13 protein-coding genes are annotated in these 14,037 nt (G+C 40.2%); all 13 read left to right on the top strand.

Annotated elements, in window-relative coordinates; translation table 11 throughout:
* Window position 1: 1 nt before the first annotated feature.
* Window positions 2–952 carry an alpha/beta hydrolase gene (locus KSX81_RS18055; protein WP_004301723.1) on the top strand — a complete coding sequence of 317 codons (951 nt, stop codon included), beginning with the start codon at window positions 2–4 and terminating at the stop codon, window positions 950–952.
* Window positions 953–1,024: 72 nt separating this feature from the next.
* Window positions 1,025–1,942 (top strand): TPM domain-containing protein, encoded by a 918-nt coding sequence (locus KSX81_RS18050; protein ID WP_004301721.1) that lies wholly within the window; start codon window positions 1,025–1,027, stop codon window positions 1,940–1,942.
* Window positions 1,943–1,990: 48 nt separating this feature from the next.
* Complete coding sequence (locus tag KSX81_RS18045; protein WP_004301719.1) at window positions 1,991–2,572, top strand: LemA family protein; 582 nt, start codon at window positions 1,991–1,993, stop codon at window positions 2,570–2,572.
* Window positions 2,573–2,641: 69 nt separating this feature from the next.
* On the top strand, window positions 2,642–2,986 hold the full coding sequence (locus KSX81_RS18040; protein WP_130060920.1) for a hypothetical protein: 345 nt from the start codon (window positions 2,642–2,644) through the stop codon (window positions 2,984–2,986).
* A gap of 34 nt (window positions 2,987–3,020) precedes the next feature.
* Window positions 3,021–4,340, top strand: a complete 1,320-nt coding sequence (locus KSX81_RS18035; RefSeq protein WP_004301715.1) for a toll/interleukin-1 receptor domain-containing protein — start codon at window positions 3,021–3,023, stop codon at window positions 4,338–4,340.
* 33 nt (window positions 4,341–4,373) lie between these two features.
* Window positions 4,374–6,143, top strand: a complete 1,770-nt coding sequence (locus KSX81_RS18030) for a TIR domain-containing protein (RefSeq protein ID WP_004301713.1) — start codon at window positions 4,374–4,376, stop codon at window positions 6,141–6,143.
* 128 nt (window positions 6,144–6,271) lie between these two features.
* On the top strand, window positions 6,272–7,438 hold the full coding sequence (locus tag KSX81_RS18025; RefSeq protein ID WP_004320904.1) for an AIR synthase-related protein: 1,167 nt from the start codon (window positions 6,272–6,274) through the stop codon (window positions 7,436–7,438).
* A 3-nt stretch (window positions 7,439–7,441) separates the two neighbouring features.
* Entirely contained in the window at window positions 7,442–8,554 is a 1,113-nt protein-coding gene (prfA, locus tag KSX81_RS18020) for a peptide chain release factor 1 (protein WP_004301709.1), read from the top strand.
* A gap of 82 nt (window positions 8,555–8,636) precedes the next feature.
* Window positions 8,637–9,461 carry an orotidine-5'-phosphate decarboxylase gene (pyrF, locus tag KSX81_RS18015; RefSeq protein ID WP_004301706.1) on the top strand — a complete coding sequence of 275 codons (825 nt, stop codon included), beginning with the start codon at window positions 8,637–8,639 and terminating at the stop codon, window positions 9,459–9,461.
* A 30-nt stretch (window positions 9,462–9,491) separates the two neighbouring features.
* Window positions 9,492–10,721 carry an HD domain-containing protein gene (locus KSX81_RS18010; RefSeq protein ID WP_004308539.1) on the top strand — a complete coding sequence of 410 codons (1,230 nt, stop codon included), beginning with the start codon at window positions 9,492–9,494 and terminating at the stop codon, window positions 10,719–10,721.
* A gap of 82 nt (window positions 10,722–10,803) precedes the next feature.
* Complete coding sequence (lpxD, locus tag KSX81_RS18005) at window positions 10,804–11,844, top strand: UDP-3-O-(3-hydroxymyristoyl)glucosamine N-acyltransferase (RefSeq protein WP_004301700.1); 1,041 nt, start codon at window positions 10,804–10,806, stop codon at window positions 11,842–11,844.
* 3 nt (window positions 11,845–11,847) lie between these two features.
* Entirely contained in the window at window positions 11,848–13,233 is a 1,386-nt protein-coding gene (locus KSX81_RS18000) for a bifunctional UDP-3-O-[3-hydroxymyristoyl] N-acetylglucosamine deacetylase/3-hydroxyacyl-ACP dehydratase (protein ID WP_004301699.1), read from the top strand.
* Window positions 13,234–13,251: 18 nt separating this feature from the next.
* Window positions 13,252–14,019, top strand: a complete 768-nt coding sequence (lpxA, locus tag KSX81_RS17995) for an acyl-ACP--UDP-N-acetylglucosamine O-acyltransferase (RefSeq protein ID WP_004301698.1) — start codon at window positions 13,252–13,254, stop codon at window positions 14,017–14,019.
* Window positions 14,020–14,037: the final 18 nt, after the last annotated feature.

Raw genomic sequence — 14,037 nt, 5'->3', positions numbered from 1 at the left:
TATGAGGAGAAAAGTTGTATATAGCATCATTATTATCATGCTGGCATTGACCGGCTGCACCATCGGAGGAAGTTTTTATATGTTAAACTTTTCATTGACTCCGAATGCCAAGATTTTGTCTAAAGATGCTGACTCTTATCCCTTCATGTATAGAAACTACCCTTTCCTACGTCCATGGGTGGACAGCCTGAAACAAGTGGATGCACTGAAAGATACATTCATCATCAATCCGCACGGAATACAACTTCATGCGTATTATGTTGCTGCTCCCCAACCCACCAGTAAGACAGCAGTCATTGTGCATGGACATACAGATAATGCTATCCGTATGTTTATGATTGGTTATCTGTATAATCGAGATTTAGGATATAACATATTACTTCCCGACCTGCAACATCAGGGAGAAAGTGAAGGCCCAGCCATCCAGATGGGATGGAAAGACCGTTGGGACGTATTGCAATGGATGAACATTGCCAATGAGATTTTCGGAGATAGTACACAAATGGTTGTACACGGCATTTCAATGGGAGGTGCGACAACCATGATGGTGTCCGGTGAGGAACAGAAACCATTTGTTAAATGCTTTGTGGAAGATTGCGGCTACACCAGTGTATGGGACGAATTCTCACATGAGCTTAAAGCTAGTTTCCACCTTCCCCCTTTTCCACTCATGTATACCACAAGCTGGCTTTGCGAGAAGAAATATGGATGGAATTTTAAAGAGGCTTCCTCACTGAAACAAGTAGCCAAATCACAGCTTCCGATGCTGTTTATTCACGGGGATAAAGACACGTATGTGCCTACCTGGATGGTATATTCGCTCTACGAAGCCAAACCGGGACCCAAAGAACTATGGATTGTTCCAGGAGCGGCTCATGCAGTTTCATACAAAGAGAATAAACAGGAATACACCGACCGAGTCCGTGCATTCGTCGGGCGATACATTCATTAAACCTATTATAACAAGGAGTTTTAGATTCATAACAGAAAAAGTTTCTATATTTGCAAACGTAAAATAATCGTTATGAAATCAATATTGACTTTTATACTAGCTACTTTTCTTCTGTTCCCACTACAAGCTCAAGAGAAAGTATACACGGTGGACAACCTCCCAAAAGTTCACCTGCAAAACAAAATGCAATATGTTTGCAACCCGGCCGGCATACTTTCACAGGCAGCTTGTGACAGTATAGACTCCATGCTTTATGCCTTGGAACAACAAACAGGAATTGAAACGGTGGTTGCCGTAGTTCCATCAATCGGAGAAGAAGATTGTTTCAACTTCTGCCATCAGTTACTTAATAAATGGGGTGTAGGGAAGAAAGATAAAAATAACGGATTGGTTATTTTGTTGGTTACAGATCAACGTTGTATCCAGTTTTATACCGGTTATGGTTTGGAAGGAGTGCTCCCCGATGCGATCTGTAAAAGGATTCAAACCAGATATATGATTCCTTACCTGAAAGACGGAAATTGGGATGCCGGAATGGTGACCGGCCTAAAAGCGACTTGTCAGCGGCTTGACGGTTCTATGGAAAATGATGCTCTCTCCGATTCGAACAGCGGTGGTTCTTTTGATTTTGTTCTTGCCATTCTTTGTTTTATTGCTATTGGCGGAGGTCTTGCTTTCTTTTCGGCACGCAAACAAAGCCGTTGTCCGAATTGTGGTAAACATCAATTACAGAGAAGCGGAAGTGCTGTCGTATCCCGAATTAACGGGGTGAAAACCGAGGATGTTACCTATACATGTAGAAACTGCGGACATACCATCATACGTCGCCAACAAAGTTATGATAATGATTACCACCACCGGGGAGGTGGCGGAGGTGGTCCATTTATTGGAGGCTTCGGCGGAGGTAGTTTCGGAGGCGGAGGCGGTTTCGGTGGAGGCAGCTTTGGCGGAGGAATGGGCGGTGGCGGCGGTGCCGGTTCTCGTTTCTAAAGAAAATAAGTAGAAAACAAATTATCAAATTCAATAAAAACAAGAAACATGAAGAAGTCAATTATTATCATCTTAGCCGTTGTGGCTATCCTTGTCATATGGGCAGTAAGTGTATATAACGGTCTGGTTACTATGGACGAGAATGTTACCGGCAAATGGGCAAATGTAGAAACTCAATACCAACGTCGTGCCGACTTGATTCCTAATCTGGTAAACACAGTGAAAGGATATGCGACACATGAGAAGGAAACATTAGAGGGAGTTGTTGCCGCACGTAGCCAGGCAACTCAAATAAAAGTGGACGCTGCCGATCTGACACCGGAAAAGTTAGCGCAATATCAAAAGGCACAAGGTGCTGTAACATCAGCACTGGGCAAGTTATTAGCTATTACCGAGAATTATCCGGACTTAAAAGCTAATCAAAACTTCCTGGAATTACAGGCTCAACTGGAAGGAACTGAAAACCGTATCAATGTAGCGCGCAAAAATTTCAATGATGCTGCACAGGCTTATAACACCAATATCCGCCGTTTCCCCAAAAATATCTTTGCAGGAATGTTCGGCTTTGATAAGAAAGCATATTTTGAAGCAGAAGAAGGAAGTGAGAAGGCTCCGAAGGTAGAATTCTAAAAAGAGGCTAAATCGATCTTTATATTTTACATTTAGAGATACTTAGCAATATAAATAAATCTTTAGCTGGTGGGAAAAGAAGAAACTTTCCCACTATTTTTATTTATATCCACCTCACATTTTACAAAAGATGGCCCAGATAAGCATGGTTTTCTAATAGAAAAGTACATTTATTTTCCATTTAATCACAAATGTCATTTTACAGCATTAAATCATTATATTCGTGATGCAATCTTAAAGCATTCGCTTGGAAATAATCAAGTATCTGTTTCAATAGAGAATCAATTAATTATCAAATTTTCAACAACTATTTTAAGTACTAATATCGAACACTACTTTATGTCGTCTTTTTTTTCACAAAATATTTCTTTGTTATTCTTTATTCCACTCAAAAAGAGTATATTCGCACTATAAATCAGAGGTCACATTTTAGTAAATACAATATAACATGAAATACAAATACGATGTTTTTATAAGCTATTCACGCAGAGATTACGTTGATGAAAGCTACAATGTAATACCTGGTAATGCCATAGCGGAAATCCAAAATGTATTCGATGAAAATGGTATTACCTACTGGTTCGATAAAGACGGAATTTACAGTGGACAAGAGTTCATTGAAATTATCACAGGCGCAATAGCTGAATCTAAGATACTCATATTCATATCCTCCAAACATTCGAACGAATCGATGTGGACTGCAGGAGAAATATTCGAAGCCTTGGACGGAGAAAAAGCAATTATCCCTGTAAAAATTGATAATAGCCAGTATAATAAGAAGTTTAAACTTCTTATACGACCATTAGATTATATTGATTATCTGGAAAATCCCAAAAACGCATTAAAAGATCTACTCCGTGCCATTAATAAAGTCAAAGAAGATATTGCTCAAAAACAGCGGGAAGAAGAAAAGCTTAGAGAAGAGAGAGAGGCGGAAGCAAAGAAAGAAAAAATAAAAAAAGAAATCAGTGTTTTGGCAAAAGACTGCCAACGTTTGACTTTGCAACAAATAGATGTAGTCAACCAAATATTTGAAAAACAAATATATATAGGAAATACAACCAAGATATGTCCTATATGTGACAAGGAAGTATCAATATCTTCTAATTTTTGTAACAGATGTGGTTGGACTTTCCCTATATTATACTGTATTGATGAAAACAACACTTATCCTTTGGATGAAGAACAATTATCCATAGCTCGAACCAATTGGTGTAGTATAATAAAAAACAGTTTAGAGCCCGAAAAACAACCTCTGAAGAGTTCCCCCTTACAAGCTACCGAAGAACATAAAAGTATGACCGATAATAAATATGCTCTACAAAATGCTATGGATGAAATAGAGACATTACGAAAATATCTCCTTGATGAGCGAACTAAAGTTAAGGAAATACAAGAAGAATATGAAAACCTTTTGAAAGTTCAAAAGAATATAGAATTGAAGCAGGAAGTTCCTTCTGCAAGAGAAATAGGAAATATAATATTAGACAAATTCTCTACAACAAATTCAAAGAAATATCAATCATTCAAGAACAAAAATGATGTATTCAATTTTGTTCGTTCCTTTTGCAAAGCAAGGTTTTTAACACTTAATCCTAGCTGTTACGTTGCAGATATTCAATATACAGATCTAAAAGATGCATTATACGAAAAATATAACATCCATATTGGTGAGCATACTCTAAAATGCCACTCTACATTATATAAACTTGTTGATTCTATTTGGAATGAATATACCAAACACAGTAATTCTGACGCCAGTAGATAAATATTAGGTTGAACCAATGAAATATAATATAACATGAAATACAAATACGATGTTTTTATAAGCTATTCACGCAGAGATTACGTTGATGAAAGCTACAATGTAATACCTGGTAATGCCATAGCGGAAATCCAAAATGTATTCGATGAAAATGGTATTACCTACTGGTTCGATAAAGACGGAATTTACAGTGGACAAGAGTTCATTGAAATTATCACAGGCGCAATAGCTGAATCTAAGATGCTCATATTCATATCCTCCAAACATTCGAACGAATCGATGTGGACCGCAGGCGAAATATTTGAAGCTTTGGATGGAGAAAAAGCAATCATTCCTGTAAAAATAGATAATAGCCAGTACAACAAGAAATTTAAACTTTTGATACGTCCATTAGATTATATCGATTATCAAGAAAATCCCCAAAATGCATTAAAAGATTTGCTCCGTGCTATTAATAAAGTCAAAGAAGATATTGCCCAAAAACAACGGGAAGAAGAAAAGCTTAGACAAGAGAAAGAGGCCGAAGCTAAGAAAGAAAAGATAAAAGAAGAAATCAGCGTTCTGGCAAAAGACTGTCAACGTTTGACTTTACAACAAATAGATGTAGTCAAGCAAATATTTGAAAAACAAACATATATAGGAAATACAACCAAGATATGCCCTATATGTGATAAAGAAGTGTCAATATCTTCTAATTTTTGCAACAGATGTGGTTGGACTTTTCCTATATTATACTACATTGATGGAAATAACACTTATCAATTGGATGAGAAACAATTGTCTGTAGCGCGAACCAATTGGCGTAGTATAAATATGGTGAGTGAACTGCAGACCATAAAAAGTAATTTAGAAATCGAAAATCAACGATTGCAACGTTCTCTTTTGCAGGCTACTGAAGATTGCAAGAGTATGACTGAAAATTTAAAAAAGAATGAATCTGCCATACAAAAAGCTAAGATTGAAATCAAGCAGATGCAAATCCTAAATAAAGAATCAGATTCTCGAATCAAAGAATTAGAGTTTTCCATAATAGAAAGCAAAAAAGAAAATGAAAAAATAAAAAATGATTTACTCGATAAAGAGAAGCGTTTATTGTATTCTATAGAGGAAAACAAACAACTACAAAAACGTCTGTCCGATGAACAAACTAAAGCTAGAAAAGTACAGAAAGAATATGAGAATCTTTTAGCAGAGCAAAAAGTTAAAACACAATCTCAATCAAAGCCTATCGTACCCAAACAAGAAGTGTCTTATGTCAACAGATCTACAAATATGGCATCAGGAAATTCGTCTGTAGTAAATTCAAATAAAAACAAAACATTCAAGAACAAGAATGATGTATTTGGATTGGTTCGAAGTTTATGTACAGGATCTTTAATAACTCTTGACACCAATATTATCACTGCAGGTTTACGTATATATCCTTTAATTCAAATCTTAGCTAAAGATTATGAATTAACATATAGTGAGAAAGCAATCAGTAATCTATTTACCATAGGAAATCTTGTTAATGCAATATGGGAAAGAAAGACTTCTACAATTCCCAATACACTTCCACCAGCTCAAAAGAAGAGAAAATTCAGTTCTAAAAATGATGTATTCAATTTCGTTCGCCCTTTCTGCAAGGGAAAACTAATAACACTTAATACAGGTTTCTATGTTGCAGAAATTCAGTATGCTGATTTAAGAAAAGCATTGCTTGAAAAGTACAATATAAACATCAGTGAATATAGTTTGAGGTGTCATGCCACAGTCGGAAAACTGATTGATTCAATCTGGAGTGAACATATAAAATATGCATTATAATCTTGGCTTTACACGCATAGTCGTATTATAATCGAAAGTTTACCCTGGAATTTACCTGACTGTTTTTCTAGGCTGTACCAAAAAAAAGCTGTACTTTTGCAGCCGTATACAAAATAATTCTATAACTCATGAGTAATCAACGATACATGATGCGTGGAGTAAGCGCATCAAAAGAAGATGTGCACAACGCCATCAAGAACATCGACAAAGGAATCTTCCCGAAAGCATTCTGTAAAATTATTCCCGATATATTGGGAGGTGACCCGGAATATTGTAACATTATGCATGCCGATGGTGCCGGAACCAAATCATCTCTTGCTTATATGTACTGGAAAGAAACGGGTGACTTATCCGTTTGGAAAGGTATTGCACAGGATGCATTGATTATGAATATTGACGACCTGCTTTGTGTAGGTGCCGTAGACAATATCCTTGTTTCATCTACCATTGGACGTAACAAACTGTTGATTCCCGGAGAAGTAATCTCCGCCATCATCAACGGAACAGACGAATTGCTGGCCGAACTCCGTGAAATGGGTGTAGGCGTATATGCAACCGGTGGTGAAACTGCAGATGTCGGCGATTTGGTACGTACCATCATCGTTGACTCTACCGTAACTTGCCGCATGAAACGTTCAGACGTTATCGACAATGCCAATATTCGTCCGGGTGACGTGATCGTTGGTCTGGCTTCTTACGGACAAGCTACTTACGAGAAAGAATACAATGGCGGTATGGGTAGCAACGGTTTGACGAGTGCCCGTCACGACGTATTCGGCAAATATCTTGCTGAAAAATATCCGGAAAGCTATGATGCTGCAGTTCCTGAAGAGTTAGTTTATTCCGGTAAGTTAAAACTAACAGACAGCGTGGAAGATTCTCCAATTGATGCAGGTAAGTTAGTACTCTCTCCTACCCGTACATACGCACCGGTAGTCAAAAAATTGCTTGATGCATTGCGTCCGGAAATCCATGGAATGGTACACTGCTCCGGTGGTGCACAAACTAAAGTTCTGCATTTTGTAGAAAACGTTCGTGTAGTAAAAGATAATCTTTTCCCTGTTCCTCCTTTATTCAAAACGATCCAAGAACAAAGCGGTACGGACTGGGCAGAAATGTACAAGGTATTCAATATGGGACATCGCCTCGAAGTCTACCTGTCACCGGAACATGCAGAAGAAGTAATAGCTATTTCCGAGTCATTCGGTATTCCGGCACAGATTGTAGGACGTGTTGAAGCATGCGAGCAAACAGAATTAATCATTAAGAGCGAATTCGGAGAATTTAGATATTAAAGAATGGCAGACAATAGTACCATACTAGAAAAATTAGACGGACTCGTAGCCCGTTTTGAAGAAATATCTACCCTTATCACAGACCCGGCAGTGATTGCCGACCAGAAACGTTATGTCAAGTTGACTAAAGAATATAAGGAATTAGACGACTTGATGAAAGCAAGGAAAGAATATATCCAATTACTGGGTAATATTGAAGAAGCTAAAAATATCCTTGCCAATGAATCGGACGCTGAAATGCGCGAAATGGCGAAAGAAGAAATGGACAATAGTCAAGAGCGCCTTCCGGTATTGGAAGAAGAAATCAAACTGATGCTTGTCCCTGCCGACCCGCAAGACAGCAAGAACGCTATTCTCGAAATCCGCGGCGGCGCAGGAGGCGACGAAGCAGCTATTTTTGCCGGCGACCTCTTCCGCATGTATGCCAAATTCTGTGAAACCAAAGGTTGGAAAATGGAAGTCTCCAATGCGAACGAAGGAACAGCCGGCGGATTCAAAGAAATTGTTTGTAGTGTGACAGGCGATAATGTATACGGAATTTTAAAATACGAATCGGGAGTACACCGCGTACAGCGTGTTCCTGCGACGGAAACGCAAGGACGTGTTCACACTTCAGCCGCATCCGTGGCCGTGCTTCCTGAAGCAGAAGAGTTCGATGTAGTCATCAACGAAGGAGAAATCAAATGGGACACTTTCCGAAGCGGCGGTGCCGGCGGACAGAATGTAAACAAGGTAGAATCCGGAGTACGTCTGCGCTATATCTGGAAGAACCCGAACACCGGTATTGCCGAAGAAATCCTTATCGAATGTACCGAGACACGCGACCAGCCGAAAAATAAAGAGCGCGCCTTGGCCCGTCTCCGTACTTTTATCTACGACAAAGAACATCAGAAATATATCGATGACATTGCCTCCAAACGTAAGACAATGGTATCTACCGGAGACCGTTCAGCCAAAATACGAACTTACAACTATCCCCAGGGACGTATCACCGACCACCGCATCAACTATACAATCTATAATCTGGCAGCCTTCATGGACGGGGATATCCAGGATTGTATCGACCACCTGATCGTAGCGGAAAATGCAGAACGCCTGAAAGAAAGCGAACTTTAGAGAAGTGGAGAGTTGAGAATTGAGAGTTGAGAACGGTTTCTTAAAATAGTAAATAGTAAATTGCAAAATAGTAAATAACAAGATGGATAAGCAACAATTATTTGAAAACATAAAGCGCAAAAAATCATTCCTTTGTGTAGGACTTGATACTGACATCAAGAAAATCCCGGAACATCTGTTGAAAGAAGAAGATCCGATCTTCGCATTCAACAAAGCAATCATTGACGCGACAGCTGATTTGTGTATCGCCTACAAACCCAATCTGGCTTTCTATGAAAGCATGGGTGTAAAAGGATGGATCGCATTTGAAAAGACAGTAAAATATATCAAAGATAACTATCCGGATCAATTCATCATTGCTGACGCAAAGCGTGGTGACATCGGAAATACTTCTGCAATGTATGCCCGCACATTCTTTGAAGAATTGGATATCGACTCTGTAACAGTAGCCCCCTACATGGGTGAAGACAGCGTTACTCCGTTCCTTACCTACGAAGGCAAATGGGTGATCCTGTTGGCATTGACTTCCAACAAAGGATCTCATGACTTCCAATTGACAGAAGACGTAAACGGCGAACGTCTGTTCGAGAAAGTATTACGCAAATCACAGGAATGGGCTGGCGATGACCGCATGATGTATGTGGTAGGTGCTACTCAAGGACGTGCTTTTGAGGACATCCGCAAGATTGTCCCGAACCATTTCCTTCTCGTACCAGGCGTGGGAGCACAAGGCGGTTCACTCGAAGAAGTTTGCAAATATGGTATGAACAGTACATGCGGATTGATTGTTAACTCGTCGCGTGGTATTATCTACGTAGATAAAACAGAGAAATTTGCAGAAGCTGCCCGCACCGCCGCACAAGAAGTACAAGCACAAATGGCTGAACAACTCAAAGCAATTCTCTGAAAAGGGAAAAAGGATCTCTAAAGAAAACGAATGCCTTACGAAAGAAAGATAATTAACGACCCCGTATTCGGGTTCATCAATATTCCAAAGGGGTTACTGTACGATATAGTACGGCATCCCCTTTTGCAGCGTCTTACCCGCATCAAGCAAGTAGGATTGTCATCTGTTGTGTACCCCGGTGCACAACATACCCGCTTCCAACACTCCTTAGGTGCTTTTCACCTGATGAGTGAAGCTATCACCCAACTGGCCTCCAAAGGCAATTTTATCTTTGATAGTGAAGCGGAAGCCGTGCAGGCCGCCATCCTGTTGCATGATATAGGACACGGCCCTTTCTCGCATGTACTAGAAGACACGATTGTAAAAGGAGTCTCGCACGAAGAGATTTCTCTCATGTTGATGGAACGGATGAACAAAGAGATGAACGGCCAGCTAAGTCTTGCCATTCAAATCTTCAAGGACGAATATCCGAAACGCTTTCTGCATCAACTCGTAAGCGGTCAGCTGGATATGGACCGACTTGATTATCTTCGCCGCGACAGCTTTTATACAGGCGTAACGGAAGGTAACATCGGCTCTGCCCGAATCATCAAAATGCTTGATGTAGCGGATGACCGTTTGGTTGTCGAATCCAAAGGGATCTATTCTATCGAGAATTTCCTCACGGCACGTCGCCTGATGTACTGGCAAGTATACCTGCATAAGACGTCCGTGGCATACGAAAAGATGCTGATTAGTACTCTCTTGCGTGCCAAAGAACTGGCTTCACAAGGAGTGGAACTATTTGCATCACCCGCATTACGTTTTTTCCTTTACAATGATATCAATCCTACGGAATTCTATAACAACCCCGACTGTCTGGAGAATTTCATCCAGCTGGACGACAACGATATATGGACAGCCTTGAAAGTGTGGAGCACCCACACCGATAAAGTACTTTCCACTTTAAGCACGGGAATGATAAACCGAAATATCTTTAAAGTGGAAATTTCGTCGGAACCTATTAGTGAGGACAGAAAAAAAGAATTAACTTTGCACATCAGCCAACAACTAGGCATAACCCTTTCCGAAGCGAACTATTTTGTCTCTACCCCCAGCATCGAAAAGAATATGTATGACCCGGCAGATGACAGTATTGATATTATCTACAAAGACGGCACTATCAAAAATATTGCCGAAGCATCGGACATGCTGAACATCTCATTATTGTCCAAAAAGGTAAAGAAATACTATCTCTGCTATCAGAGATTACACAGATAAGTATAAAATATTCATGCAATAACACGGAAATCTGAAAAAAAAATCCGTTATTTGTGAACTAATTAAATTTTAAATAAAAGACATGGAGTTCTCGGCTAAGCAAATTGCAGCATTTATCCAAGGGGAAATCATTGGAGACGAAAACGCTACGGTACACACATTCGCTAAAATTGAAGAGGGAATGCCCGGAGCAATTTCTTTCCTGTCAAATCCCAAATATACACCTTACATCTACGAGACACAATCAAGCATTGTCCTGGTTAATAAGGACTTCACTCCCGAACACGAAATTAAAGCTACTCTTATCAAAGTAGACAATGCATACGAAAGTCTGGCTAAATTGCTCAATCTTTATGAGATGAGCAAGCCTAAGAAACAAGGTATAGATTCATTAGCTTTTGTTGCACCCAGCGCCAAAATTGGTGAGAATGTATACATCGGTGCTTTTGCCTATATCGGCGAAAATACCGTGATTGGAGATAATACTCAAATTTACCCGCACACTTTCATTGGAGATGGCGTGAAGATAGGCAACAGTTGCCTGCTTTACTCCAATGTAAATGTTTATCATGATTGCCGCATAGGTAATGAATGTATCCTTCATTCGGGTGCAGTGATCGGAGCTGACGGATTTGGTTTTGCTCCCACTCCAAACGGATATGATAAGATTCCGCAAATCGGAATTGTTATTCTGGAAGATAAAGTAGATATAGGTGCTAATACGTGTGTAGACCGTGCTACAATGGGAGCTACGGTAGTACACAGCGGTGTCAAGTTAGACAATCTGATACAAATAGCACACAATGATGAAATAGGTTCGCATACCGTTATGGCTGCGCAAGCCGGAATTGCCGGTTCTACCAAAGTGGGTGAATGGTGTATGATCGGTGGCCAGGTAGGTATTGCAGGACATGCTAAAATAGGAGATAAAGTTGGATTAGGCGCACAATCAGGTGTGCCGGGAGACATCAAGTCCGGTAGCCAGCTTATCGGAACTCCTCCTATGGAACTGAAGCAATATTTCAAATCATCCATTGCACAAAGAAGCCTGCCGGATATGCAGAAAGAACTGCGTAATCTGCGCAAAGAAGTAGAAGAATTAAAACAACTATTAAATAAGTAACCAATGCTGAAACAAAAAACGCTGAAAGATAGCTTTTCACTGAGCGGGAAAGGTCTTCACACTGGACTTGATCTCACTGTAACATTCAATCCAGCTCCGGACAATCATGGATATAAAATCCAACGCATTGACGTAGAAGGACAACCAACTATCGACGCAGTAGCCGACAATGTAACAGAAACCACCCGTGGTACTGTATTGTCGAAAAATGGAGTCAAAGTAAGCACCATTGAACATGGTATGGCAGCCCTTTACGCATTGGGCATTGATAACTGCCTGATCCAAGTTAACGGACCGGAATTTCCTATTTTAGATGGTAGTGCACAATATTACGTACAAGAAATAGAACGTGTAGGAACAGTAGAGCAAAATGCCGTCAAAGACTTTTATATTATCAAGTCTAAAATTGAGTTCCGGGATGAAACGACTGGTTCTTCTATTATTGTACTACCTGACGAGAATTTCAGTCTGAATGTACTGGTTTCTTACGATTCGACTATTATCCCGAATCAGTTTGCTACCCTTGAAGATATGCATAATTTCAAAGACGAAGTGGCTGCCAGCCGTACTTTCGTCTTTGTTCGTGAAATAGAGCCTTTGCTCTCCGCCGGATTGATTAAAGGTGGTGACCTGGACAATGCGATCGTAATCTACGAACGCAAGATGTCACAGGAAAGCTTCGATAAGTTGGCAGATGTGATGGGAGTACCTCACATGGATGCCGATCAATTAGGCTATATCAATCACAAACCGTTAGTTTGGCCCAATGAATGTGCCCGTCACAAACTGCTGGATGTCATTGGTGACCTCGCTTTAATTGGCAAACCGATTAAAGGCCGTATCATCGCTACTCGTCCGGGACACACCATCAACAATAAATTTGCCCGTCAGATGCGGAAAGAAATCCGTCTACACGAAATACAGGCACCAAGTTACGACTGTAACCGTGAGCCGATAATGGATGTAAACCGTATCCGCGAATTGTTGCCGCACCGCTATCCTTTCCAACTGGTGGACAAAGTAATTGAAATTGGTGCCAACTACATTGTAGGTATTAAAAACATCACAGCCAACGAACCTTTCTTTCAGGGACATTTTCCACAGGAGCCCGTTATGCCGGGAGTACTTCAAGTGGAAGCAATGGCACAAGTCGGAGGCTTGCTCGTCTTGAATTCTGTCGATGATCCAGAACGTTATTCTACCTATTTCATGAAAATAGACGGAGTGAAATTCCGCCAGAAAGTAGTGCCGGGAGATACAATCATCTTTCGCGTAGAACTGCTGGCACCTATTCGTCGCGGTATTTCTACCATGAAAGGATATGCGTTTGTCGGCGAGAAAGTTGTTTGCGAAGCAGAGTTCATGGCACAAATAGTAAAAAATAAGTAATAATTGATATTTAAAAGCATGATAAGTCCTTTAGCGTATATCCATCCCGAAGCTAAGATTGGGGAAAATGTAGAAATTGCGCCTTTTGTATTTATAGATAAGAACGTAGTTATCGGCGACAACAATAAAATTATGGCTAACGCCAATATTTTATACGGTTCACGTATTGGTAACGGAAACACGATTTTTCCGGGTGCCGTTATCGGAGCCATTCCGCAAGACCTCAAGTTTCGCGGTGAAGAATCGACAGCCGAAATCGGAGATAATAATCTGATTCGTGAAAATGTAACAATCAACCGTGGTACGGCAGCTAAAGGGCGCACGATTGTGGGAAATAACAATTTATTGATGGAGGGTGTACACGTAGCACACGACGCATTGGTTGGTAACGGATGTATCATCGGTAACTCTACCAAGATGGCAGGCGAAATCGTCATTGATGATAACGCGATTGTCAGTGCCAATGTATTGATGCATCAATTCTGTCATGTAGGCAGTCATGTAATGATTCAGGGCGGATGCCGTTTCAGTAAAGATATTCCTCCTTACATCATTGCAGGACGCGAACCAATCGCTTTCAGCGGAATCAATATCATCGGCTTGCGCCGTCGTGGTTTCTCCAATGAAGTGATCGAAAATATTCACAATGCATATCGTATCATTTACCAAAGTGGTTTGAACACGACGGAAGCATTGAAAAAAATAGAAGATGAATTCGAAAAGAGCCCGGAAATTGACTATATCGTCAATTTCATCCGTAATTCAGAACGTGGTATTATTAAATAAACAGTTCAAAATAGTCAT

This window comes from Bacteroides sp. MSK.18.37 (assembly GCF_019129155.2).
Lineage (GTDB): Bacteria > Bacteroidota > Bacteroidia > Bacteroidales > Bacteroidaceae > Bacteroides > Bacteroides ovatus.
The sequence above is the reverse complement of the archived record's forward strand: the minus strand, read 5'-3'. Positions and strand labels throughout refer to the sequence as shown.

Coding starts and splice junctions, on each gene's coding strand:
- KSX81_RS18055 (WP_004301723.1), top strand. CDS start 2: ATGAGGAGAAAAGTTGTATATAGCATCATTATTATCATGCTGGCATTG.
- KSX81_RS18050 (WP_004301721.1), top strand. CDS start 1,025: ATGAAATCAATATTGACTTTTATACTAGCTACTTTTCTTCTGTTCCCA.
- KSX81_RS18045 (WP_004301719.1), top strand. CDS start 1,991: ATGAAGAAGTCAATTATTATCATCTTAGCCGTTGTGGCTATCCTTGTC.
- KSX81_RS18035 (WP_004301715.1), top strand. CDS start 3,021: ATGAAATACAAATACGATGTTTTTATAAGCTATTCACGCAGAGATTAC.
- KSX81_RS18030 (WP_004301713.1), top strand. CDS start 4,374: ATGAAATACAAATACGATGTTTTTATAAGCTATTCACGCAGAGATTAC.
- KSX81_RS18025 (WP_004320904.1), top strand. CDS start 6,272: ATGAGTAATCAACGATACATGATGCGTGGAGTAAGCGCATCAAAAGAA.
- prfA (WP_004301709.1), top strand. CDS start 7,442: ATGGCAGACAATAGTACCATACTAGAAAAATTAGACGGACTCGTAGCC.
- pyrF (WP_004301706.1), top strand. CDS start 8,637: ATGGATAAGCAACAATTATTTGAAAACATAAAGCGCAAAAAATCATTC.
- KSX81_RS18010 (WP_004308539.1), top strand. CDS start 9,492: ATGCCTTACGAAAGAAAGATAATTAACGACCCCGTATTCGGGTTCATC.
- lpxD (WP_004301700.1), top strand. CDS start 10,804: ATGGAGTTCTCGGCTAAGCAAATTGCAGCATTTATCCAAGGGGAAATC.
- KSX81_RS18000 (WP_004301699.1), top strand. CDS start 11,848: ATGCTGAAACAAAAAACGCTGAAAGATAGCTTTTCACTGAGCGGGAAA.
- lpxA (WP_004301698.1), top strand. CDS start 13,252: ATGATAAGTCCTTTAGCGTATATCCATCCCGAAGCTAAGATTGGGGAA.